Source organism: Nonomuraea glycinis (genome assembly GCF_014646515.1).
Taxonomy (GTDB): domain Bacteria; phylum Actinomycetota; class Actinomycetes; order Streptosporangiales; family Streptosporangiaceae; genus Nonomuraea; species Nonomuraea glycinis.
Genome location: NZ_BMNK01000001.1, coordinates 189,832 through 212,347 on the forward strand (window position 1 = coordinate 189,832; position 22,516 = coordinate 212,347).

19 protein-coding genes are annotated in these 22,516 nt (G+C 71.2%); 13 read left to right on the forward strand and 6 right to left on the reverse strand.

All coding sequences use genetic code 11. The features are described from left to right. Nucleotides 1-37: 37 nt before the first annotated feature. Nucleotides 38-1,201 (forward strand): cysteine desulfurase family protein, encoded by a 1,164-nt coding sequence (locus IEY87_RS00885; protein WP_225276857.1) that lies wholly within the window; start codon nucleotides 38-40, stop codon nucleotides 1,199-1,201. A gap of 114 nt (nucleotides 1,202-1,315) precedes the next feature. On the opposite strand, the gene IEY87_RS00890 is transcribed toward IEY87_RS00885, so the two are convergent. Further along, on the reverse strand, nucleotides 1,316-2,368 hold the full coding sequence (locus IEY87_RS00890; protein WP_189136517.1) for a DUF695 domain-containing protein: 1,053 nt from the start codon (nucleotides 2,366-2,368) through the stop codon (nucleotides 1,316-1,318). A 121-nt stretch (nucleotides 2,369-2,489) separates the two neighbouring features. Between IEY87_RS00890 and mnmA the strand changes: the two genes are divergently transcribed. Then, nucleotides 2,490-3,548, forward strand: a complete 1,059-nt coding sequence (gene mnmA / locus IEY87_RS00895) for a tRNA 2-thiouridine(34) synthase MnmA (RefSeq protein ID WP_189136518.1) — start codon at nucleotides 2,490-2,492, stop codon at nucleotides 3,546-3,548. 10 nt (nucleotides 3,549-3,558) lie between these two features. Here mnmA and IEY87_RS00900 read toward each other — a convergent pair whose 3' ends face one another. Beyond that, entirely contained in the window at nucleotides 3,559-4,188 is a 630-nt protein-coding gene (locus tag IEY87_RS00900) for an MBL fold metallo-hydrolase (RefSeq protein WP_189136519.1), read from the reverse strand. A gap of 24 nt (nucleotides 4,189-4,212) precedes the next feature. On the opposite strand from IEY87_RS00900, the gene IEY87_RS00905 reads away from it, so the two are divergent. From IEY87_RS00905 to gatB, 9 genes are all read left to right on the forward strand, one after another. After that, on the forward strand, nucleotides 4,213-5,193 hold the full coding sequence (locus tag IEY87_RS00905) for a methionine synthase (RefSeq protein ID WP_189136520.1): 981 nt from the start codon (nucleotides 4,213-4,215) through the stop codon (nucleotides 5,191-5,193). Nucleotides 5,194-5,228: 35 nt separating this feature from the next. Then, the gene (gene ligA, locus IEY87_RS00910; RefSeq protein WP_225276856.1) at nucleotides 5,229-7,412 is read left to right on the forward strand and encodes an NAD-dependent DNA ligase LigA; all 2,184 of its coding nucleotides are present in this window, start codon (nucleotides 5,229-5,231) and stop codon (nucleotides 7,410-7,412) included. A 196-nt stretch (nucleotides 7,413-7,608) separates the two neighbouring features. Next, nucleotides 7,609-9,678: a putative bifunctional diguanylate cyclase/phosphodiesterase gene (locus tag IEY87_RS00915; RefSeq protein ID WP_189136521.1), complete on the forward strand. Its 2,070-nt coding sequence runs from the start codon at nucleotides 7,609-7,611 to the stop codon at nucleotides 9,676-9,678. Nucleotides 9,679-9,730: 52 nt separating this feature from the next. Beyond that, nucleotides 9,731-11,167, forward strand: coding sequence for an AAA family ATPase (locus IEY87_RS00920; RefSeq protein ID WP_189136522.1), 1,437 nt, complete (start codon nucleotides 9,731-9,733; stop codon nucleotides 11,165-11,167). A 93-nt stretch (nucleotides 11,168-11,260) separates the two neighbouring features. Then, entirely contained in the window at nucleotides 11,261-11,560 is a 300-nt protein-coding gene (gene gatC, locus IEY87_RS00925; protein WP_189136523.1) for an Asp-tRNA(Asn)/Glu-tRNA(Gln) amidotransferase subunit GatC, read from the forward strand. Continuing rightward, nucleotides 11,557-13,047, forward strand: coding sequence for an Asp-tRNA(Asn)/Glu-tRNA(Gln) amidotransferase subunit GatA (gene gatA, locus IEY87_RS00930; RefSeq protein WP_189136524.1), 1,491 nt, complete (start codon nucleotides 11,557-11,559; stop codon nucleotides 13,045-13,047). The genes gatC and gatA overlap by 4 nt, the downstream gene beginning before the upstream one ends. A 16-nt stretch (nucleotides 13,048-13,063) precedes the next feature. Beyond that, on the forward strand, nucleotides 13,064-14,125 hold the full coding sequence (locus IEY87_RS00935) for an AAA family ATPase (protein ID WP_189136525.1): 1,062 nt from the start codon (nucleotides 13,064-13,066) through the stop codon (nucleotides 14,123-14,125). Continuing rightward, complete coding sequence (locus IEY87_RS00940) at nucleotides 14,122-14,721, forward strand: DUF4276 family protein (protein WP_189136526.1); 600 nt, start codon at nucleotides 14,122-14,124, stop codon at nucleotides 14,719-14,721. Before IEY87_RS00935 ends, IEY87_RS00940 begins: the two co-directional genes overlap by 4 nt. A 47-nt stretch (nucleotides 14,722-14,768) precedes the next feature. Further along, nucleotides 14,769-16,274, forward strand: a complete 1,506-nt coding sequence (gene gatB, locus IEY87_RS00945; protein ID WP_189136527.1) for an Asp-tRNA(Asn)/Glu-tRNA(Gln) amidotransferase subunit GatB — start codon at nucleotides 14,769-14,771, stop codon at nucleotides 16,272-16,274. Nucleotides 16,275-16,387: 113 nt separating this feature from the next. Here gatB and IEY87_RS00950 read toward each other — a convergent pair whose 3' ends face one another. Then, nucleotides 16,388-16,909, reverse strand: coding sequence for a TetR/AcrR family transcriptional regulator (locus IEY87_RS00950; RefSeq protein ID WP_225276895.1), 522 nt, complete (start codon nucleotides 16,907-16,909; stop codon nucleotides 16,388-16,390). 94 nt (nucleotides 16,910-17,003) lie between these two features. Between IEY87_RS00950 and IEY87_RS00955 the strand changes: the two genes are divergently transcribed. Both IEY87_RS00955 and IEY87_RS00960 read left to right on the forward strand, forming a co-directional pair. Continuing rightward, entirely contained in the window at nucleotides 17,004-17,909 is a 906-nt protein-coding gene (locus IEY87_RS00955; protein WP_189136528.1) for a TIGR03564 family F420-dependent LLM class oxidoreductase, read from the forward strand. An 81-nt stretch (nucleotides 17,910-17,990) separates the two neighbouring features. Further along, the gene (locus tag IEY87_RS00960; RefSeq protein ID WP_189136529.1) at nucleotides 17,991-19,304 is read left to right on the forward strand and encodes an MFS transporter; all 1,314 of its coding nucleotides are present in this window, start codon (nucleotides 17,991-17,993) and stop codon (nucleotides 19,302-19,304) included. 58 nt (nucleotides 19,305-19,362) lie between these two features. Here IEY87_RS00960 and IEY87_RS00965 read toward each other — a convergent pair whose 3' ends face one another. The 3 genes from IEY87_RS00965 to IEY87_RS00975 are packed head-to-tail and all read right to left on the reverse strand — an operon-like array spanning nucleotide 19,363 to nucleotide 22,373. Further along, nucleotides 19,363-20,886 (reverse strand): tripartite tricarboxylate transporter permease, encoded by a 1,524-nt coding sequence (locus IEY87_RS00965; RefSeq protein ID WP_189136530.1) that lies wholly within the window; start codon nucleotides 20,884-20,886, stop codon nucleotides 19,363-19,365. Continuing rightward, on the reverse strand, nucleotides 20,887-21,405 hold the full coding sequence (locus tag IEY87_RS00970) for a tripartite tricarboxylate transporter TctB family protein (RefSeq protein ID WP_189136531.1): 519 nt from the start codon (nucleotides 21,403-21,405) through the stop codon (nucleotides 20,887-20,889). It abuts the gene before it with no gap. Then, on the reverse strand, nucleotides 21,405-22,373 hold the full coding sequence (locus tag IEY87_RS00975) for a Bug family tripartite tricarboxylate transporter substrate binding protein (protein WP_189136532.1): 969 nt from the start codon (nucleotides 22,371-22,373) through the stop codon (nucleotides 21,405-21,407). Before IEY87_RS00975 ends, IEY87_RS00970 begins: the two co-directional genes overlap by 1 nt. Nucleotides 22,374-22,516: the final 143 nt, after the last annotated feature.

The window sequence follows — 22,516 nt, forward strand, 5'->3', positions numbered from 1 at the left end:
CCGGACGGTACACCGGCAAACGAGATACCCTGGGTGGGTGAACAGACCGTCGGCCTATCTTGATCACGCGGCGACCACGCCCATGCTTCCCGAGGCGATCGAGGCCATGACGGAGCAACTCGGCCGGGTCGGCAACGCCTCCTCCCTGCACGCCGCCGGGCGGGAAGTGCGCAAGGTGGTGGAGGAGGCCCGCGAGACCATCGCCGACGCGCTCGGCGCCAGACCCAGCGAGGTCGTGTTCACCTCGGGCGGCACCGAGGCCGACAACCTCGCCATCAAGGGCCTGTTCTGGGCGCGCCGGCCCAGGAAGCGCGTCCTGCTCAGCTCCGTCGAGCACCACGCCGCCCTCGACTCGGCCGCGTGGCTGGCCGACAGTCAGGGCGCGCAGGTGGAGCTCCTGGAGGTCGACGAGCAGGGCCGGGTGCACCCCGACACGCTGCGCGCCGCCATCGCCCGCGACCCCGGCGACGTCGCGATGATCAGCATCATGTGGGCCAACAACGAAGTCGGCACCGTCCAGCCCGTCCAAGCCCTCGCGGCCGTCGCCGGCGACCACGGCATCCCCTTCCACTCCGACGCCGTCCAGGCCATCGGCCAGCTCCCGGTGTCGTTCGCGGAGTCCGGCGCCGACGCGCTCACCCTGACCGGCCACAAGATCGGCGGGCCGATGGGCGCCGGGGCGCTGCTGCTCGCCAGGGGTGTGACCCCCGTCTCCGTGCAGCACGGCGGCGGCCAGGAGCGCGACGTGCGCTCCGGGACCCTCGACGCCCCCGCCATCGCCGGTTTCGCCGCCGCCGTCCGCACCGCCGTCAAGGAGCAGCGGGAGCATTTCCTGCGCCTCACCGGCCTGCGCGACGAGCTCATCGACCGGGTGCGACGGGCCGTGCCCGACGTGGTGCTCAACGGCGACCCCGTCGACCGGCTGCCGGGCAACGCGCACTTCTCCTTCCCCGGCTGCGAGGGCGACGCCCTGCTCATGCTGCTCGACGCCCGGGGCATCGAGTGCAGCACCGGCTCGGCCTGCTCGGCCGGTGTCGCCCAGCCGTCCCACGTCCTGCTGGCGATGGGCGCCGAAGCCGCCGCGGCCCGCGGCTCCCTCCGCTTCACCCTCGGCCACACCTCGACCCACGACGACATCGACCGCCTGATCGAAGTCCTCCCGGCAGTAGTGGAGCGCGCCCGAAGGGCCGGCCTCAGCTGAGACAGCCCCGGGCCCGCGTTTGAGGCCGGGTTCAGTTGAGACAGCCCCGGGCCCGCGTTTGAGGCCGGGTTCAGTTGAGGCAGTCCGGGTTCGGGCGTGCGTTTGAGGCCGGGGTCAGCTGAGGAAGGCTGCTACCGCGCTCCAGGATGGGTCGGTGGTCACGTCCAGCCGGGGTTTGCCCTCACGCCAGTCGGCCATCAGCTCCTTGGCGTGGCTCGCGCCGTCGCCGGACGGGTCGGCGTAGACGTGGATGATCCGGTGGCGCTCCGCGCTGAGCTGGGCGACCATCACCGCGTCCCCGCCGGGCTTGAGCAGCCGGGCGGCCAGTCGCTCCTCGAAGTCCCGCAGCGCCGCCAGCGAGCCGCCGGTGGGCAGGCCGTTCGGGTCACGGTGCTTGTAGGGCAGGGTGATGGCGATGTGCTGGTCGAACAGCGGATAGTCGACCGGCCGCAGCGGATAGCGGGCCATGGCGGCCAGCGGCGCGCCACCGGCCGTCTGCCCCTCCAGCTGCGCCCACTGCTCCTGGCCGAACTCGGCGACCAGGTCGGCGACGATCGCGGGCAGGTGAACGGCGGGCACCGAGTCGATCGGCTGGAAGGTGGCCGGGGTGATGTCACCCACCCAGCGCGCCACGTCGTCCTCGCCGAGCAGCCAGTCGAGAGCGAGCAGCGTGGCGTCCATCCGGGCGTCCTCGTCGAGCTCGCCGAAGATCGGATGGTAGGCCGTCACGTCGACCCGTGGCGCTCCCCGAGGCGCCCGCAACCCCAGCGCCAGGCGGTCCAGCCCGAACTGCAGGCCCGCCACCTCCAGGGAGAGCTCCGCGGCCCGCGGATGGGCCGGGCGCGACGGGTGGAACTCCCACAGCAGGTCGGCCGGCGGCGCGGCCCTGGCCCAGCGGTGCGCCAGCGGCCTCAGCTCGGCGTCGCCCGCGGCGGTCACCACCAGGGCGTGCGCCGCGTTCCGGCCCGGCGCCACCTCCCAGACCAGCCCCTCGTGCAGCGCGCTCACCGCGGGCCCGAGCAGGTCGGCCGACCGCTCCGACTCCCCGGCCGCCACCATCGCGTCCAGCTGCGGCCTGGCGCCGTCCCACCACGCCCAGAATCCGGCGATGGCATCATCGGCCCTGGCCGGGTCCTCATCATCGTCTTTGCGCCCGAACAGTCGCATGCCCAGAATCCTCCCAGACGCCACCCCCACTCGTGCCTTCTTACGCGCTCGGCGCACGTCGCCGTACCCGCGCCTCCCTGCGCGCCCGGCAGTGCCGGGCGGACAGTAGGCTGGAACGGTCATGAAACTGCGCGTGCTTGCCGCCATGTCGGGCGGCGTCGACTCGGCCGTGGCCGCCGCTCGGATCGCCGAGGCCGGGCACGACGTCACCGGTGTGCATCTCGCCCTGTCGGCGAACCCCCAATCCCACCGCACCGGCGCCAGAGGCTGCTGCACGGTGGAGGACTCGCGCGACGCCCGGCGCGCCGCCGACGTGATCGGCATCCCGTTCTACATCTGGGACATGGCCGAGCGTTTCCAGCGTGATGTGGTCGAGGACTTCGTCGCCGAGTACGCCGCCGGCCGCACGCCCAATCCCTGCCTGCGGTGCAACGAGAAGATCAAGTTCGAGGCGGTGCTCGACCGGGCGCTGGCCCTCGGCTTCGACGCGGTCGCCACCGGGCACCATGCCAAGGTGGTCGACGGCGTGCTGTCCAGGAGCGTCGACCCCGGCAAGGACCAGTCGTACGTGCTGGGCGTGCTCACCCGTGAGCAGCTCAGCCACGCGATCTTCCCCCTCGGGGAGTCCACCAAGGCCGAGGTGCGCGTGGAGGCCGCCGAGCGCGGCCTGACCGTCGCCGACAAGCCCGACAGCCACGACATCTGCTTCATCGCCGACGGCGACACGCAGGGGTTCCTGGCCAAGCGGCTCGGCTCGGCCGAGGGGCCCATCGTGGACGAGCGTGGCGCCGTGGTCGGCAGCCACCAGGGAGCCCACGGCTACACCGTCGGCCAGCGCAAGGGCCTGCACATCGATCGTCCGGCCGCCGACGGCAGGCCACGCTACGTGCTGTCGATCGAGCCGGTGTCCAACACGGTCACCGTCGGCCCGCGCGCGGCGCTGGAGGTCACCTCGATCACCTGCGTACGCCCGCTGTGGAACGGCCCGTCGGCCCAGCAGGACGTGACCGTGCAGCTCCGCGCGCACGGCGAGGTGTACGGCTGCCGCTTCGAGGAGCGGGACGGCGCTCTCGTCATCGACCTGGACCGCCCGGCGACCGGCGTAGCGGCCGGGCAGGCGGCGGTCCTCTACTCCGGCTCCACCGTGATCGGCTCGGCCACGATCGACTCCGCGGCCTGAGCCCGCACGGTCAGCCGAGGGTGATGGATTCGCCGGTGGCGAGTCGGCGCATGTCGGCGCCCTGCTTCTGCGATTCCAGCCGGAGCCAGTTGTCCACCAGCGAGAGGCCGACGTCGTTGAGCAGGCCGTCGTGGGTGGAGAAGGCGCGGCCGGGGCGGACGGCGCGCAGGTAGTCGACCATCTCCGTGAGCTTGAGCCAGGGCGCGTTGGTCGGCACGAGCAGGGTGCCGATCGTGACGTCCGGGACGGTCAGGGCGTCGCCGGGGTAGAAGACCTCGTCGTCCACCAGGAAGCCGACGTTCTGCACGATGGGCAGGTCCGGGTGGTTCTTGGCGTGCCATTCGCCGAACGCTCTGACCGTGAAGCCCGCGGCCTGGAAGTCGTCGCCGTGCCGTACGACGTGGACCTTGACGGGGAGGTCCGTGAGCTGGGCGGCGACCGCTTCGCAGGTCCAGACCTCCAGGCCCGGCGCGGCGGCGAGGCGGTCGACGTCCAGGTGGTCGAAGTGCTCATGGGTGACCAGGACCGCGTCGGCGCCGTCGAGGACCGGGTCAGCGGTGAAGGTGCCGGGATCGACGACCAGAACCTTGCCGTCCTTCTCCAGGCGCACACACGCATGCCCGTACTTCGTGAGCTCCATATCGGACAGCCTACGCTGGTGCCCATGTTGACGTGGGAAGCCACCGGGGTCGGATCGCATCCGGGCGTAGATCATTTCGAGGCGATGCGGATGGTGTTCGGGGAAGTCCCCGGGCTGCCCTATCTGCCGGAGCTGCCCGCCCGGGGAGTCGGCGCGGACATGGTGGGCCGGACCGCCGCGCTGCTCGTCGAGCTGCCGGTGGAGGTGCAGCCCTCCGGATGGCGGATGTCGGGGCGGCCGGGGCGGGACCACCATCGGGCGGTCGACCATCTCCGGCGCGATCTCGACGCGCTGGAGGAGATCGGGCACGACTACACCGGGCCGCTGAAGCTGCAGGCGTGCGGGCCGTGGACGCTGGCGGCGTCGATCGAGCTGCGGCACGGCGACAAGATGCTGTCGGACCCGGGGGCGGTGCGGGACCTGATCGGGTCGCTGGCGCAGGGGGTGGCGGATCACTGCGCCGAGGTGCGGCGGCGGCTGCCCGGCGTCACCGAGATCGTCCTCCAGCTCGACGAGCCGGGGCTGCCGGGGGTGCTGAGGGGGACCGTGCCGACGGCCTCCGGGTTCGGGCGGCTGCGCGCCGTGGAGGGGTGGCGGGTGGAGGAGTCGCTGCGCCTGTTCGACGCACCGGTGGTGCACTGCTGCGCGCCGTCGGTGCCGTTCAGACTGCTGCAGAGAGCGGGCGTACGAGGCATCTCCCTGGACGCGTCCCTGCTGCGGCGCCGGGACGAGGAGATCATCGGGGACCTGGTCGAGGCGGATGTCGCCCTGTTCCTCGGCGTGCTGCCGGGGACCGGGACGCGGCCGCCGGACACGGGGGTGGTGGCCAAGCCGGCGCTGGAGTTGTGGCGGCGGCTCGGGTTCGCGCCCGAGCGGCTGGCCGGGCAGGTCGTGCTGACCCCGGCCTGCGGGCTGGCCGGGGCCACGCCCGCTTACGCCAGGGCGGCGCTGGCGGCGTGCCGCAAGGCGGCCAAGGTGCTCCGGGAGGATCCGGAGCACAGCTGAGCGATAGCGTTTTCCCGAGCGGAAGGAGCATCTTCGTGAGCGAACAGGGGATCGTGCCCGGTGCCGCGTCGCAGCGGCACGCCGAGTTGAGCGAGCTGGTCGAGGACGCGCGCCGTCGCTACTACGTCGAGGATCGGCCCACGGTCAGCGACGCCCAGTTCGACGCGTGGTTCAACGAGCTGCTGGCGCTGGAGGAGGCCCATCCGGAGCTGCGGACCCCCGACTCGCCGACGCAGAAGGTCGGCGCTCCCACCTCGGGCGACTTCGCCAAGGTCGAGCACCTGGCCAAGCTGGAGAGCCTGGACAACGTCTTCGACGCCGAGGGGATGACGGCCTGGCTGGCCAGGGCGGAGCGGCTGGCTGAGCACGACCCGGGCCCCTACCTGTGCGAGCTCAAGATCGACGGGCTGGCCATCGCGCTGGTCTACCGTGACGGCAGGCTGGAGCGCGGGGCCACTCGCGGCGACGGGCGGGTCGGCGACGACGTGACGGCCAACGTACGCACCATCAAGGGCATCCCGCACCGGCTCACCGGCGATGACGTGCCAAGCCTGGTGGAGGTGCGCGGCGAGGTCTACATCCCGGTCGAGGACTTCGGCAAGCTCAACGAGGAGCTCGTCGAGCAGGGCAAACCGCCCTTCGCCAACCCGCGCAACTCCGCCGCTGGCACGCTGCGGCAGAAGGACCCGCGGGTGACCGCGCGCCGGCCGCTGCGCATGCTGGTGCACGGCGTCGGCGTCTGGGAGGGCGCGGCCGAGCCGCAGGCGCAGTCGCAGGTGTACGACCGGCTGCGGGAGTTCGGCCTGCCGGTCAGCGACCTCTACCGGGTGGTCGGCGGCCTCGACGAGATCAACGACTACATCGAGCACTACCGCCGCCACCGGCACGACCCGGCCTACGAGATCGACGGCGTGGTGGTGAAGGTCGACCGGTTCCGGGAGCAGCGCGAGCTGGGCTCCACCTCGCGGGCGCCGCGCTGGGCGATCGCGTACAAATATCCGCCGCAGGAGGTCAACACCGAGCTGCTCGACATTCAGGTCGGCGTCGGCCGCACCGGACGGGTGACGCCGTTCGGGGTGATGGCGCCCGTTGTGGTGGCCGGGTCGACGGTCGTACGGGCCACGCTGCACAACGCCTCGGTCGTGGCCAAGAAGGGCGTGCTCATCGGGGACACGGTGGTGCTGCGCAAGGCGGGTGACGTCATCCCCGAGATCATCGCCCCGGTCACCGACCTGCGCGACGGCAGCGAGCGCGCGTTCGAGATGCCGGTCGTCTGCCCCGAATGCGGCACCGCGCTGGCCTACGAGCGGGAGGGCGACGCCGACCTGCGCTGCCCCAACGCGCGCGGCTGCCCGGCGCAGATCCGTGAGCGGCTGTTCTTCGCCGCGCATCGCGACGCCCTCGACATCAGGGGCCTCGGCTACGTGGCGGCCACCGCGCTCTCCCAGCCGCTGCCGCCGCAGGAGCCGGTGGTGCGCACCGAGGCCGACCTGTTCGACCTCACCCTGGAGCGGCTCGTCCCCATCCGGTCCGTCGTCCGCGACCAGGACTCCGGCCTGCCCAAGCTCGATCCCAAGACGGGCGAGGAGAAGGTCGTCTCGCTCTTCTCCAACGCCGACGGGCGGCCGAGCCAGAACGCCCACCGGCTCATCGAGCAGCTGGAGCTGGCCAAGGAGCGGCCGCTGGCGCAGATCCTGGTGGCCCTGTCGATCCGCCACGTCGGCCCGCCCACCGCCCGGGATCTGGCCGCCGCGATGGGCTCGATCGAGGCCGTCATGAACGCCTCGGAAGAGGAGTTGGCCGCCGTCGACGGCATCGGCCCGCGCGTGGCGGCCACGATCAAGGAGTGGTTCGAGGTCGACTGGCACCGCGAGATCGTCACCCGCTGGCGGCGGGCGGGGGTCCGCATGCGGGACGAGGCGCCGGTCGGCGTCGAGCAGGTGGCCAAGACGCTGGACGGGCTCACCTTCGTGGTGACGGGCACGCTGTCCCAGTACACCCGCGACCAGGCGGCCGCCGAGCTGACCAGCCGGGGCGGCAAGGTGACGGGCTCGGTGTCGAAGAAGACGTCGTTCCTGATCGCGGGGGAGGACGCCGGGTCGAAGTATGACAAGGCGGTCAGCCTGCAGATCCCGATCCTGGACGAGGCGGGCTTGCGGGCGCTGCTCGACGGGGGCCCCGAGGCCGCGGCGAAGCTTGCGGTAACCCCGGAGGAGTGAGCTGTCAAGCAGGCGGCGCCGTACCCGGACAGATTTCTGGATTCGGGAAGGTCTGGCGCACACGTAGCGTTCACCTAAGAGCTACACAGGGTGGGTATATCCGGAAAGCGACGTGACGCAACGTACGCGCTTGGTTTCGCGAAGTGGGGTTAAGGTCGTACCCTCCCATAGTGACCTAATGGGGGTTCTGTTACCGATGACTGACCCAACCGACACCCGCGACACCGGGCCACGCGTGGGCACGCCCCTGTGGGCGTTCCTCGCGGGCGCCACCGTGATCGGCTGCACCGCGCTGGTCGTCGCCCTGCTCAGGCTGGACACGACCGGGCTCGTGGAGCTGGGCCGCACGGCGCTGTTCTGGGTGGTGACGGTGCTGGTCGTCCTGGGGGAGCTGCGGCCCGTCATGGTGTCCTCGGCCGCCGCGGTGGGCGGCACCTACCCCTCGGCCATGTTCACCTTCGCCGTCCTGCTGCACTACGGGCTGCCCGTCGCCGTGCTTTTGCAGGCGGTGGCCATCGCCGTCAACGGGGTGGTCACCCGCAAGGCGTGGCACCGGGTGATGTTCAACGTCTCCCAGTCGACGCTCGCCCTCACGGCCGCCGCCGTGGTGCTCGGCGCCTTCGGCATCATGCCCAGCGCCGTGGCGCCCTGGGTGCCGTCCGGCGCGGACCTGCCGGCGATCGGCCTGGCCGGGGTCGCCTACTTCGCCACCCGCGCCATGCTCGTGTGCGGCGCCGTCGCGCTGCACGAGCGTAGGTCCATCGTGCGCGTGCTGCGGGCCACGGTGGGACCGCAGAGCCTGGTGTACGCCGCCCTGCTCGGCCTCGCGCCCCCGGTCGTCGTCGTGATGGCGCACTCACCGGGGATCGTGCCGCTGTTCGTGGCCCCGCTGGCCGCCGTCTACTTCACCGCCACGCTGTCGATGCGCCGCGACCACCAGGCGCTGCACGACGAGCTGACCGGCCTGCCGAACCGCAAGATGCTCATCGTCAGCACCGAGGAGGCGCTCGCCGAGGCCCGTCAGGACGAGCGGGTCGGCCTCTTCCTGCTGGACCTCGACCGGTTCAAGGAGGTCAACGACACGATGGGCCACCCGGTCGGCGACCGGCTGCTGCAGATGGTCGCGCACCGGCTCACCCATTCCGTACGGCCCGGCGACGTCGTGGCGCGGCTGGGCGGCGACGAGTTCGCCGTGCTGCTGCCCTCGATCAGGGATGCGCACGCCGCGCGCGAGGTTGCCGCCAGGCTGCGCGCCGCGCTCACCGAGCCGGTGCGGCTCGAAGGCATGACGTTCGACCTGGACGGCTCCGTCGGCATCGCCCTCTACCCGGACCACGCGCCCGACTTCGAGATGCTGCTCCAGCGCGCCGACGTGGCCATGTACCTGGCGAAGGAAGGCCGTACAGGCGTGGAGCTCTATCAGGCGGACAAGGACCGCAACTCGCCTGAACGGCTCAATCTCCTCGGGGACCTGCGCCGTGGGCTGGACAACCACGAGCTCAAACTGCACTACCAGCCGAAGGTGAGTCTGGCCGACGGCACCGTGCACGGCGTCGAGGCGCTGCTGCGCTGGCGGCACCCGGTGCACGGGGCGATCGCGCCGTCGGAGTTCATCCCGCTGGCCGAGCAGTCCTACCTGATGCGCCAGCTCACCGAGTACGTCATCAACGAGGCGCTGGAGCAGGCCGCCCGCTGGTGGCGCGCCGGCCTGCCGGTGCAGATCTCGGTCAACATCTCCGCCCGCGACCTGCTCGACTCGGCGCTGCCCGAGCAGCTCGAAGCCGGCCTGGCCCGCCTCCAGCTGCCGCCGTCGGCGATCCAGCTGGAGGTCACCGAGCGCATCCTGACCGGTCAGCAGGCCTACACCCACGACACCATCAAGGCCCTGGCCGCCCTCGGCGTCCCGCTGGCACTCGACGACTTCGGCACCGGCTACTCCTCGCTGATCAGGCTCCAGCGCCTGGCGGTGTCGGAGGTCAAGATCGACGCCTCGTTCGTCCGCCGCATCGCCGAGTCCGAGGACGACAACCGGATCGTCCGCTCCATCGTGGACCTGGTCCGCTCCCTGGGCCTGCGCTCGGTCGCCGAGGGCGTCGAATCGGACGCGGTGGCCCTCCGCCTCGCCGAAATGGGCTGCGACCTGGGCCAGGGCTGGCTCTTCGGCCGCCCGATGCCCGCCCAGGACGCCACAGCCTGGCTCCGCGACCGCCACATGACCAGCCCAGAGGCCACCTACGACCTCCACCCCGAGGTCACGACCGCCTGACACGATAGAAGCGCACTTCTTAGAAGTGTACTTCTACGTTCTGTGAGGCCCCATGCTCGCGAAGCCGGACCGCATCTTCGCTCGTGACTTCGAATGGCGGCACCTGGCCCGCTTCGCCGACCGTGCCGGCGAGCGCCCCCAACTGGGAGTCATCAGCGGCCGGCACCGCCAGGGCAAGACGTTCCTGGTGGAGGCGCTGGCCGCCCTGACCGGTGGGTTCTACTTCGCGGCGACCGAGGCCACCGAGGTCGAATCGCTGATGCTGTTCTCGGCCGCGCTGGCCGAGTACACCGGTACCGAAGTCCCGCATCGGTTCGCGAGCTGGGACGAGGCGGTGCGGCAGCTCTTCGCGCTCAGTGCCGAGCGGCGCGAGATCATGGTGATCGACGAGTTCCCCTACCTGTGCAAGGTGTCACCCGCGCTGCCCTCAATCATCCAACGGGAGATCGACCGGGCCGTGTCCTCGAACACTCCGGTGTCCCTGTTGCTCTGCGGCTCGGCGATGTCGGTCATGGGCCGGTTGCCGGCAGGCAACGCGCCGCTGCGCGGCCGTGCGTCGATGGAACTCGTGGTGCGGCCCTTCGAATACCGCCTGGCGGCGGACTACTGGCGGGTAAGTGACCCGCGTCTGGCCGTACAGACGCATGCCGTGGTCGGTGGCACGCCCGCCTACCTCAGGTTTCTCGGCGGCGACGGGCCGCAAGGCCCCGAGGACTTCGACGACTGGGTGCGCCGCACCGTGCTCGACCCGGGCACGCCGCTGTTCCGTGAGGCCCGTTACCTCCTTGAGGAGGAAGCGGACGTGCGCGACTCCGCCCTCTACCACTCCGTGCTGGCGGCGGTGGCGACCGGCAACTCCACGCGGGGCGGGATCGCCTCCTACATCGGCCGTAAGGCCACGGACATCGGCCATCACCTCAACGTCCTGGAGGACAGCTGCCTGCTGCGCCGGGAACCCGACGTGTTCCACCCTTCGCGCTCGGTCTACCGCGTGTGCGAACCACTGATCAACTTCTACCAGGTGGTGATGCGGCCACGCTGGGGGCTGCTGGAGAGCGGCCGGGCGGCGGCGGTCTGGAAGGACGCTCGCGCGCGGTTCAGCGGGCAGGTGCTCGGCCCCCACTTCGAGGAGATCTGCCGCGCGTTCGCCAGGACCGAGGACGTCTTCGGTGAGCTGCCCGGCGAGGTGGGCGCGGGGGTGATCACGGATCCTGTGCGGCGCGAGCAGATCGAGGTGGATGTCGCGGTGTTCGCGCCGGCCATGCCCGGCGAGCCCCGGCGGGTGCTGTCGCTGGGCGAGGTGAAGTGGGGCAAGGCGATGGGCCCCGGGCACAGCGCTCGCCTCAGGCGGGCGCGGGAGTTGCTGGCCGCCAAGAAGTACGACGTACGGGACACGGTGCTGGCCTGCTACAGCGGGGTGGGGTTCGATGGGGAGCTGGGCTCGGAGGGGGATGTGCGGGCCGTCGGGCTCGGGGAGCTGTACGGGTGATGTTTCCAGGTGGTTAAGGGTTCGGGGGCCATCCGTCAAGGCCCCTAGGATGTGAGTGTCCGAACTCCATCCACGAAACGGGTTCAACGACTCATGTCCGCCATAACCCGCGACGAGGTCGCGCATCTGGCCCGGTTGTCCAGGCTGGCGCTTACCGACGACGAGCTCGACCACTACGCCACGCAACTCGATGCCATCATCGAGTCGGTCGCGAAGGTGGCAGAGGTCGCCGCCGAGGATGTGCCGCCATCGTCGCACGCTCTTCCGCTGACCAATGTTTTCCGTCCCGACGAGGTGCGACCGTCCCTGACGCCCGAGCAGGCCCTGTCGGGCGCGCCCGCCGTCGAGGACGACCGCTTCCGGGTGCCGCGCATCCTCGGGGAGGAGGCATGAGTCTGATTCACAACACCGCCGCCGAGCTGGGCGCGATGATCGCCGCCGGCGAGGTGAGCGCCGCCGAGGTGGCCGGGGCGCATCTCGACCGGATGGCCGAGGTCGAGCCCAAGGTGGGCGCGTTCCTGCACGTCGACCGGGAGACCACGCTGGAGCAGGCGCGGGCCGTCGACGCCCGGCTTCAGGCGGGCGAGAAGCTCGGCCCGCTGGCCGGGGTGCCGATCGCGCACAAGGACATCTTCGCGACCCGCGACATGCCGACCACGGCCGCGTCCAAGATCCTTGAGGGCTGGCATCCGCCGTACGACGCGACCGTGACCCGCCGGTTGCGCGAGGCCGGGCTGGTCATCCTGGGCAAGACCAACCTGGACGAGTTCGCCATGGGCTCCTCCACGGAAAACTCCGCCTACCAGCTGACGCACAACCCGTGGGACCTGACCAGGGTTCCCGGCGGGTCGTCGGGCGGGTCCAGCGCGGCCGTCGCCTCCTACGAGGCGCCGCTGTCGACCGGCACCGACACGGGCGGCTCTATCCGCCAGCCCGCCGCGGTGACCGGCATCGTGGGCATGAAGCCGACCTACGGCGGCTCGTCCCGCTACGGCCTGATCGCCTTCGCCAGCTCGCTCGACACGCCGGGCCCGTTCGCCCGCACCGTGCTGGACGCCGCGATGCTGCAGGAGACGTTCTCCGGGTACGACCCGATGGACTCCACCTCGATCGACGCCCCGGTGCCGTCGGTCGTCGAGGCGGCCAGGAACGCCGACGTCTCCGGCATGCGGATCGGCGTCATCAGGGAGTTCGCCGGGGAGGGCGCCCAGCCGGGCGTGCTGGCCCGCTTCAACGAGGCCGTCCAGCTGCTGGAGTCGCTCGGCGCGAAGGTCGTCGAGGTCTCCTGCCCGTCCTTCGAGACCGCCCTGCCGGCTTACTACCTCATCGCGCCGTCGGAGTGCTCGTCCAACCTGGCGCGCTTCGACGCCATGCGCTACGGCCTGCGCGTCGGCGACGACGGCACCCGCAGCGCCGAGGAGGTCATGGCGCTGACCAGGGCGGCCGGTTTCGGCCCCGAGGTCAAGCGGCGCATCATGCTGGGCACCTACGCCCTGTCGAGCGGCTACTACGACGCTTACTACGGCCAGGCCCAGAAGGTCCGCACCGTCATCTCGCGCGAGTTCGAGGCCGCCTTCCACCAGGTCGACGTGCTGATCTCGCCCACGACGCCGACCACGGCGTTCCCGATCGGCGAGCGCGCCGACGACCCGATGGCGATGTACCTCGCCGACCTCTACACCATCCCGTCCAACCTGTCGGGCAACGCGGCCATGTCGGTGCCGTGCGGCCTGGCGGACGAGGACGGCCTGCCGGTCGGCCTGCAGATCATGGCCCCGGTGCTGGGCGACGACCGCTGCTACCGCGTCGGCGCCGCCGTGGAGAAGGCCCTGGAGAGCCGCTGGGGCGGTGGCCTGCTGGCCAAGGCTCCGGCGCTCTAGGAGAGGGAGGGACGGCGTGCTGACGCGGATCGAGATCGACGGGTTCAAGTCCTTCCTGGACTTCGAGCTCGACGTGCCGCCGTTCCTCGCTCTCGTGGGCCCGAATTCGAGCGGAAAGTCCAATCTGCTGGACGCGTTGGCCTTCGCGCGGGCGGCGCTCCTGGCGGACCGGTGGAAGGGGCGGGCCTCACTTGAGGATCCCCTTCTCGACGCGCGCAGGGGGAAGCCGCAGGAGCTCTTCCACCGGCCGCTCGGTCAGCGGTCCGTGGCCGACTTCACCATCGGGGTGCGAGCTCATGTCGGCGTGCAAGGCGAGTCGCAGAGCGTCGACGCGTTGATCATGGCGAGCCGTGAGGACGCGCGATGGGAAGTGGAGGCTCAGCCGGCTTGGGCCATGAGCAAGGTCTGGCCGGAAGAAGCGAGCTCGTGGCACTTTCACGTGCCGGATCCGGCCGCCGCCCGGCGGCCGGTCACGGCACTCGACCACAGACCTCTGGCGGAGAACGCCGGAAATCTGGCCGCCGTGCTCGGCCGGATGGCCGAAACCGGCGAGTTGGACGATCTCATGGTCGACCTGTCCGCCTTGGTGCCTGACGTCACAGGGGTCCGCCCGGTTTTCGACGAGCGTCAGGAGGAGTGGTCGTTCGACATCCTGGTCGACCACGAACCCATGCCGGGTCGGCTCGCTTCCGATGGCACGCTGCGCGTGCTGGCGCTGCTGGCGGCGCTCTATGATCGCACGTCGTCCGGGCTGCTCATGGTGGAGGAGATCGAGAATGGTCTCCACCCGAGCAGGCTGGGCCAGTTGCTCCAGCGGATCGCCCAACGGGTGGAAACGGTGGGCCGGTCCTGGCGCCAGGTCATCCTGACCACGCACTCTCCCGTGGCGGTGTCCACTCTCTACGAGATGGCTCCGGACTCGCTCGTCTTCCTGGATTCGGCCTGGAGAACCGGAGGGGGAGCACCTCGGTCGCGGGTGACAGTGGCCAAGCCGGTGCGATCGGAGGGGGAGCCCGGTACGTTCGTGTCTCCCCGGCAGGTCCGGACCTACCTCAGCACCGTGGGATCGGCGCCATGAGCCGTCCACTCGTTCCAGGGTTGGTCGCCGAGGGAGACACTGACGAGGTCTTCCTCGGCACGGTCATCGCTCGGCAGCTCCGCGCGCTGACGGACCTCGCTCCCCGCTCGATCGACGTGCAGTCCGTGCAGTACGCGGGCTGCCGGATGACCAAGGACGACAGCCGGATCGGCGCGGCGGTCGAGGAGCTGGCCGGCGACTGTCACCTGATCTTCCTGCACAGCGATCATCGTGAACGGGGTAAGGCCGATCGCCTCGCGGGCCACCTGGCGGACCGTGGGGTGAAGCGGCCGATCATCCCTCTGGTGCCCGTAAGGGAGACCGAAGCATGGCTCCTCGCGGACTCTGAGGTGTGGAAGAAGGTGCCGGGTGCCAACACGGGTGTCCTGCCGCCAAGGCCCAGGGAGGTGGAGCGAATTCCGGACCCGAAAGCCGCGTTAAGGACGGTTCTGGCGGGTGTCGCCCACCGCAAGGTCGGCGAGCACTTCGCTTTCGCCGGCGATCATGTCGATCTCGCCGTGCTGGCACAGCTCCCGGCCTACGCCACCTGGGTCGAGGCGACCTCGGAGGTCCTGAGAGGGCATGGCTTTCTCTGAGCTTCTCTTTGATAGTTTCGAACGCGATTTGAACTAAGGACTTCAACATGACTGTCGAGACGGGCATGCCGTACGCCGAAGCGCTCGATCGTTTCGAGCCGGTGCTCGGGCTGGAGACGCACGTCGAGCTGGGCACCCGGTCGAAGATGTTCTGCGGGTGCGCGGCCGTGTTCGGCGCGCCGCCCAACACGAACGTCTGCCCGACCTGCCTGGCGCTGCCCGGGGCGTTGCCCGTGGCCAACGTCATGGCGATCGAGTCGACGATCCGCATCGGCCTGGCGCTCAACTGCTCCATCGCCGAGTGGTGCCGCTTCGCCCGGAAGAACTACTTCTATCCGGACATGCCGAAGAACTACCAGATCTCGCAGTACGACGAGCCGCTCTGCTTCGACGGCTACCTCGACATCGAGGTCGACGGCAAGCCGGTGCGGATCGAGATCGAACGGGTGCACCTGGAGGAGGACACCGGCAAGTCCACCCACATGGGCGGCGCGACCGGCCGCATCCACGGCGCCGACTACTCGATCGTCGACTACAACCGCGCGGGCATCCCGCTGGTGGAGATCGTCACCAAGCCGATCCCGGGCACCGACCGGCTGGCGCCCGAGGTGGCCAAGGCCTATGTCACCGAGCTGCGTGAGGTCATGCGCTCGCTGGGCGTCTCCGACGTGCGCATGGAGGAGGGCTCGCTGCGCTGCGACGTGAACGTCTCGCTCATGCCGCGCGGCGCCTCCGAGTGGGGCACCCGTACCGAGACCAAGAACGTCAACTCGCTACGCAGCGTCGAGCGGGCGGTGCGCAGTGAGATCGAGCGGCAGGCGGAGGTGCTGTCCGGCGGCGGCCGGATCGTGCAGGAGACCAGGCACTTCCACGAGGACACCGGCACGACCACGTCGGGCCGGTCCAAGGAGGAGGCGCAGGACTACCGCTACTTCCCCGAGCCCGACCTGCTGCCGATCGCGCCGGACCGGGCCTGGGTGGCGGAGCTGAAGGCGGCGCTGCCGGAGCTGCCGTCGGCCAAGCGCCAGCGGCTGAAGGCCGAGTGGGGCCTGAGCGACCTGGACATGCAGGCCATGCACAACGCCGACGCGATCGACCTGGTGGAGGCCACGGTCGCGGCGGGCGCGCCGGCCGCGGACGCGCGCAAGTGGTGGATGGGCGAGCTGGCCCGCCGTTCCAACGAGACCGGCGTCGCGCTGGCCGACCTGCCGATCACGCCGGCGCAGATCGCCCGGGTCACCGTGCTGGTGGCCTCCGGCGCGCTCAACGACAAGCTGGCCCGCGAGGTGCTGGAGGGCGTGCTGGCCGGCGAGGGCTCGCCCGACGAGGTGGTCGAGAAGCGCGGCCTGAAGATCGTGAGCGACGACGGCGCGCTGTCGTCGATCATCGACGAGGTGCTCGCGGCCAACGCCGACGCCGCCGAGAAGGTCCGCTCCGGCAAGATCGCCGCCGCGGGCGCGCTGGTGGGTGGCGTCATGAAGGCCAGCCGTGGCAAGGCCGACGCCGCTCGGGCGCGCGCGCTGATCCTGGAGAAGCTGGGCGTCTCAGAATAACGATCCTGGGGAAGCTGGGCGTCTCGGAATAACGATCCTGGAGAAGCCGGGCGTCTTGGAGTCACGACGCCGTACGCAGGGGCCCCGTCACACCCGTGACGGGGCCTTTCGCGTCATTCGCCGGTGACGACCAGGGCCAGGAGGCGGTCGACGAGGCCGGGGTCGCCAGGGGACCGCTCGGCCGCCCAGCCGATGGCGTTGGCGAGGGTGAGCAGATCGGCGATACGCGTTGTGCCGGCGTGGCGCGTACGGGCCAGGAGCGCGGCGCCGGTCGCCTCGATCTGAGCGTGGCAGGCCGCCAGCGCGGGGCCCGCGCCCGCCATCTCGACCGCGACGAGCCCGCGCATCGCCGTCGCGTGCACCGCCACCGCGCGCAGCCAGAGGTGCAGCGCCTCGCCGGGTGAGGGGTGGCCCGTCAGCTCGCGCCCGTGCGCGCACAGCGCCGCCACCTGATCCTGGATGATCTCGACGAACAGGTCCTGCGAGGTGGGGAAGTGCCGGTAGAGCGTCCCGGCGCCCACGCCGGCCCGCTGGGCGACCTGGTTGAGCGAGGCGCCGGGCCCCTGCTCCGCGAACACCTCCCGGGCGGCGGCCACGATCCGTTCGCGGTTGCGCCGGGCGTCGGCACGCATCATCACGGAAGCTCCTGGAGTTGCTAACTGGAGAGGCTCTCCATATCCTAGCCTCCAATTCAATCGGAGAGGTTCTCCGGTTAATCGGGAGGCATATATGCGGATCGGCATCGCCATCGGAGACCTGCGCGGCCCCACGCCGCCGGCCGACCTCATCGGCCAGGTGCGCATGGCCGCCGAGCTCGGCTACGACACGGCCTGGTCGAGTCAGGCGTTCGGCTGGGACGCGCTCACCTCGCTGGCCGTGGCCGGCGCGCTGGTGCCGGACATCTCGCTCGGCACCGCCGTGGTCCCCGTGCCGCAGCGCCACCCGCTGGTGCTGGCGAGCCAGGCGCTCAGCGTCCAGGCCGCCACCGGCAACCGCCTCACGCTCGGTGTCGGGGCGGGCGTCGCGATGATGGTCACCTCCATGTACGGCCTGCCGTCGGACCGGCCCGCCACCCGGATGCGCGAGTATCTGACGGTGCTCCGGCCGCTCCTGCGCGGGGAGAGCGTCGCCCACCAGGGCGAGCTGATCACCGCCTCAGGACGGACGGAGGTGCCGGGCGCCGAGCCGCCACAGGTGCTGGTGGCCGCGCTCGGCCCGGCCATGCTCAACGTCGCGGGCGAGTTGGCCGACGGCACCGTGACCTGGATGACCGGCCCGAGGACGCTCGCCGAGCACATCGTGCCGTCCATCACCAGGGCCGCCGAGTCGGCGGGCAGGCCAGCGCCGCGCGTGGTCGCGGGGCTGCCGGTCTGCGTGACGGAGGACGAGGCGGGGGTGCGCGGGCGGATCGCCGAGCAGTTCGGGCTCGCCGGGCAGGTGCCGGAATATCGGGCGATGCTGGACCGCGAAGGCGTGGCGGGACCGCAGGACGTGGCCGTGGTGGGGGACGCGAGGGCGGTGGCCCGCGGGCTCGCCAGGCTGGCCGACGCGGGGGTAACCGACTTTCTCGCCGCGCCGTTCGGCACCGTCGCGGAGCAGGACCGCACGGTCCGCGCGCTGGCCGGCCGGACCTGAGGTCCTAGGTCTATTCTCGTGCATAGACCTAGGGCCAGGGCCGGAGGCGCCGCGCCGGGGTCGTGGCCTAGCGTCGCAGACATGACACGGAAAGCATTGACGGCAGGCCTGGTGGCGATGGTGTCGCTGGTGGCCTTCGAATACGTCGCGGTCGCGATCGCCATGCCGGTGGTGGCGGCCGACCTCGGCGGGATCGAGCTGTACGGCCTGGCGTTCAGCGGGGCGATGGCGGCCGGGGTGGTGGGGACCGTGCTGGGCGGCCGGTGGGCCGATCTACGCGGGCCGCTGGCCCCGTTGTGGACCGGGGTGGCCGCTTTCGCCGCTGGGCTGATCATGGCCGGGACCGCGCCGTACATGGAGGTGCTGATCGCCGGCCGGCTGGTGCAGGGGTTCGGCGGGGCGCTGGTGAACGTGGCGCTGTACGTGGTGGTGGCCCGGGTCTATCCGGAGGAGTTGCACCCGAAGATCTTCTCGCTGTTCGCGACCGCCTGGGTGGTGCCGTCCATGGTGGGCCCCGGGATCGTCGGCGTCATCGTCGAGGTGTGGGACTGGCGCTGGGTGTTCCTGCTGGTGCCGTTCCTGACGGTGGTGGGCGGCCTGCTGCTGTGGCGCGGGCTCGCGGGCCAGCCGGTCAGGGGCGGACAGGGCACGCCCGCCCCCGGCCTGCTCGCCATGGTCGGGTGGGCGGCGGTCACCGCCGTCGCCGCGGGCCTCATGCAGTACGGCAGCAACGGGCCGGTCGTCCTGCTGGTCATCGGCCTGGCGATCCTGGCCGTGGCGCTGCCCCGGTTGCTGCCCGCCGGGACGCTCAAGGCCGCCAGAGGACTGCCCGCGGTCGTGGCGCTGCGCGGCCTGGCCACCGGGGCGCTCTTCGCCACCGAGGTGATCATTCCGCTCATGCTCATCCAGGAGCGCGGGCTGTCGCCGCTGTGGGCCGGGATCGCGCTCACCGGAGGCGCGGTGACCTGGTCCTTCGCCTCGTGGCTGCAGGGACGAGAGGTGTTCAGCCAGATCACGAACCTGCGGCTGGGCTCGGCCATGCTGGCGGCGGGCGTCCTGCTCATGGGGGCCGTGACATTCGCGGCGGTGCCCGTCGCGCTGGCTTACCCGTCGTGGATCGTGGCCGGGTTCGGCATGGGGCTGATCTATCCGACGCTGTCGGTGCTCACCCTGGAGCTGTCCGAGCCGGGCGAGGAGGGGGTCAACAGCTCGGCGCTGCAGGTGGGCGAGGCGGTGTTCTCGGTGGTGGCCGTCGCCGTCACCAGCGCGCTGTTCACCGCCGTGGGCTCCGGCTACTGGGCCGTCTTCGCGGCCGCGCTGGTCATGGCCCTGGCCGGGCTGGCGATCGCGCCACGTGCCGTCCGGTCCGCCGTACCGGCTTTCAGAAGGGCGTGAACCGTCCCGAGGGGGCGGGGAAGCCCGCCCCCTCGGAGTCGGTCCTCCCGGGAGGGAGTCAGTCCTCCCGGGAGACGGGCAGCGGCGGCCCGCCGGTCCGCCGGGCCAGGAGCGTCCTGAACAGCGGCGTCAGCAGCGCCAGCGCCGACAGCACCAGCAGGACCACCGCGATCGGACTGCGCACCAGTACGCCGACGTCACCCGCCCCGATGGCCAGGGCGCGCCGGAGCTGGATCTCCGCCATCGGTCCCAGGATCATCCCGATGACCGCCGGCGCGACCGGCAGCCCGAACCGGCGCATCGCGAACCCGAGCACCCCGAGCAGGTACAACACCACCAGGTCGACCGCGCTGGCGTTGAGCGCGTAGACGCCCAGCGCCGCGAACAACACGATCCCGGCGTACAGGTACGGCCGCGGGATGCGCAGGAGTTTCGCCCACACCGGGGCCAGGGGCAGGTTCAGCACGAGCAGCATCGTGTTGCCGATGAACAGCGACGCGATCATGCCCCACACCAGGGCCGGGTTGTGGTCGAAGAGCTGCGGGCCGGGCTGCAGGCCGTACTGCTGGAAGGCGGCGAGCATGATCGCGGCCGTCGCCGACGTCGGCAGGCCCAGGGTGAGCAGCGGGACCAGGGTGCCGGCGGCCGAGGCGTTGTTGGCCGCCTCCGGCCCCGCCACGCCCTCGATGGCGCCCTTGCCGTACTCCTCGCGGGCCACCCCGCGCGCCAGGCGCTTCTCGGCGGCGTACGACAGGAATGTGGGGATCTCCGCGCCGCCGCCGGGCAGCGCGCCGAACGGGAAGCCCAGCGCGGTGCCGCGCAGCCACGGCCGCCACGAGCGGCCCCAGTCGGCGCGGCCCATCCAGGCCCGGCCGACGGGCACCACCTCGGGCGGCGCGTGGCGCAGCCGGGAGGCCACGTACAGCGCCTCGCCCACCGCGAACAGCCCCACCGCGACGATCACCACGTCGATGCCGTCGAGGAGCTGGGCGATGCCGAGCGTGAGGCGGGCCTGCCCGGTCTGCTGGTCGATGCCCACCAGCCCGATCATCAGGCCCAGCCCGAGCGAGGCCAGGCCGCGCACCACCGAGCGGGACAGCACCGACGACACCGCGGTGAACGCCAGGATCGCCAGCGCGAAGTAGTCCTCCGGCCCGAACGAGATGGCGAAGCTCACCACGGCGGGCGCGGCGAACACCAGCAGCGCGGTGGCGATCGTGCCCGCCACGAACGAGCCGATGGCCGCCGTGGCCAGCGCCTGCGCGGCCCGCCCGCGCCGGGCCATCTTGTTGCCCTCCAGCGCGGTGATCATCGAGGAGGACTCGCCGGGCGTGTTGAGCAGGATGGAGGTGGTCGAGCCGCCGTACATGCCGCCGTAGTAGATGCCCGCGAACATGATGAACGCGCTGGCCGGCGGCACGGTGAAGGTGATCGGCAGCAGCAGCGCCACGGTCATCGCCGGCCCGATGCCGGGCAGTACGCCGACCAGGGTGCCGAGCGTGACGCCGACGAGCGCGTACAGCAGGTTGACCGGGGTGAGCGCCGAGCCGAACCCGTCGAGCAGCAGTTGCAGCGACTCCACCTAGATCACCCCCCGCAGCAGGCCGCCCGGCAGCGTGACGCCCAGTCCCTTGACGAACAGCAGGTACGTCGAGACGCCCATGACCACCGCGATGCCCGCCGTGCGCAGTCGGTGCTCGGCGCCGAGCACCGTCGCCAGCCCGAAGAACAGCAGGCTCGCCGCGATGATCCAGCCGAGCACGTCCAGCACGGCGACGAAGGCCAGGAAGACGCCGCTCACCAGGCCGACGCTGCGCCAGTCCGAGGGCGCGTCGACGTCCACGTCCTCGCTCTCCTCAGGGTCGCCCCGCCCGCCGCGCAGCACGTCGGCCACGTAGAACAGGCCCACAAGGATCATGGAGCCGCCCACCAGCATCGGGAAGAACCGGGGCCCCAGGCCGAGCTGGGAGGCCGCCGTCGACACGTCCAGCGTGCCGAGGACGACGAGGACGCCCAAGGCCGGCACGACCAGTGCCAGGCCGAGCTCGGGACGCCACCACCGCCGCTTGCCGGCCGGGGCCGCCTCGTCCGGTGCCGACATCAGGAAACGAGCCCCATCTCGGCGATGATGGCCTTGACCCGGGTCTCCTCGGACTTCAGGTAACCGGCGAACTCCTGACCGGTCATGAAGGAGTCGATCCAGCCGTTCTTGGCCACCGCGTCCTTCCAGGCCTGCGAGTCGTGCATCTTGGTCACCAGGTCGGTCAGCGCCTTGTGGTCGGCGTCGCTGAGGCCGGCGGGGGCCACGAAGCCGCGCCAGTTGGCCAGCTCCACGTCCATGCCGCCCTCCTTCAGCGTGGGCGCGTCCAGGTCGGGCAGCCGCTCGGCGGAGGTGACCCCGAGCGCGCGCAGCTTGCCGGACTTGACGTGCTCGGCGAACTCGCCGACGCCCGAGACGCCGATGGTGACCTTGTTGCCCAGCAGCGCGTTGAGCGCCTCACCGCCGCCGGAGTGCGCGATGTAGTTGACCTGCTTGGGGTCCACGCCCGCGGCCTTGGCCATCAGACCGGCCACGATGTGGTCGGTGCCGCCCGCCGAGCCGCCCGCGACGGAGACCTTGGCCGGGTCCGCCTTCCAGGCGGCGGCCAGGTCGGCCAGCGTCTTGAGCGGCGATTCGGCCGGGACCACGATGATCTCGTACTCCTCGGTCAGTTTGGCGATCGGCGTCGTCTCGGCCAGTGTGACCTTCGACTTGTTCTGCTCGATCGCGCCGACCATGACCAGGCCCATGGTCATCAGCAGGTCGCCGTTGCCCTTCTCGCCGGCGAGCTGGGCCAGCCCGATCGTGCCGCCGGCGCCGGGCACGTTGAAGACCTCGACCTGGCGGTCCGGGACGGCGGACTTGATCGCCTGCTCGGCCACACGGGAGGTCTGGTCCCAGCCGCCGCCGGGAGCGGCCGGAGCCATGATGCGCAGCGCGCTGGTGCCGCCGCCGGAGCCGGTGTCGCCGCAGCCGCTGACCGCGAGGACGGAGAGCGCCGCGAGCGCGGCGAGTATGCGCAAACGCATGATCACTCCAAGGGTGGGGGGATTTCACATGATGAGAACTGGATGGTGATGTCCCCAACCCAGGGAGTCGAGGCTTTGTGGGTAGCCGTCGTAGTGGTCGTATTGGTCGCAATCCGCCCGTGACCTGGGAGTGTTTGCATGAG

Bases quoted from the DNA above. Each gene is read 5' to 3' on its own strand.
- IEY87_RS00960 (WP_189136529.1), top strand. From the start codon at position 17,991: ATGACACGGAAAGCATTGACGGCAGGCCTGGTGGCGATGGTGTCGCTG.
- gatB (WP_189136527.1), top strand. From the start codon at position 14,769: ATGACTGTCGAGACGGGCATGCCGTACGCCGAAGCGCTCGATCGTTTC.
- IEY87_RS00920 (WP_189136522.1), top strand. From the start codon at position 9,731: ATGCTCGCGAAGCCGGACCGCATCTTCGCTCGTGACTTCGAATGGCGG.
- mnmA (WP_189136518.1), top strand. From the start codon at position 2,490: ATGAAACTGCGCGTGCTTGCCGCCATGTCGGGCGGCGTCGACTCGGCC.
- IEY87_RS00950 (WP_225276895.1), bottom strand. From the start codon at position 16,909: ATGATGCGTGCCGACGCCCGGCGCAACCGCGAACGGATCGTGGCCGCC.
- gatA (WP_189136524.1), top strand. From the start codon at position 11,557: ATGAGTCTGATTCACAACACCGCCGCCGAGCTGGGCGCGATGATCGCC.
- IEY87_RS00900 (WP_189136519.1), bottom strand. From the start codon at position 4,188: ATGGAGCTCACGAAGTACGGGCATGCGTGTGTGCGCCTGGAGAAGGAC.
- IEY87_RS00955 (WP_189136528.1), top strand. From the start codon at position 17,004: ATGCGGATCGGCATCGCCATCGGAGACCTGCGCGGCCCCACGCCGCCG.
- gatC (WP_189136523.1), top strand. From the start codon at position 11,261: ATGTCCGCCATAACCCGCGACGAGGTCGCGCATCTGGCCCGGTTGTCC.
- IEY87_RS00915 (WP_189136521.1), top strand. From the start codon at position 7,609: ATGACTGACCCAACCGACACCCGCGACACCGGGCCACGCGTGGGCACG.
- IEY87_RS00975 (WP_189136532.1), bottom strand. From the start codon at position 22,373: ATGCGTTTGCGCATACTCGCCGCGCTCGCGGCGCTCTCCGTCCTCGCG.
- IEY87_RS00940 (WP_189136526.1), top strand. From the start codon at position 14,122: ATGAGCCGTCCACTCGTTCCAGGGTTGGTCGCCGAGGGAGACACTGAC.
- IEY87_RS00905 (WP_189136520.1), top strand. From the start codon at position 4,213: ATGTTGACGTGGGAAGCCACCGGGGTCGGATCGCATCCGGGCGTAGAT.
- IEY87_RS00970 (WP_189136531.1), bottom strand. From the start codon at position 21,405: ATGTCGGCACCGGACGAGGCGGCCCCGGCCGGCAAGCGGCGGTGGTGG.
- IEY87_RS00890 (WP_189136517.1), bottom strand. From the start codon at position 2,368: ATGCGACTGTTCGGGCGCAAAGACGATGATGAGGACCCGGCCAGGGCC.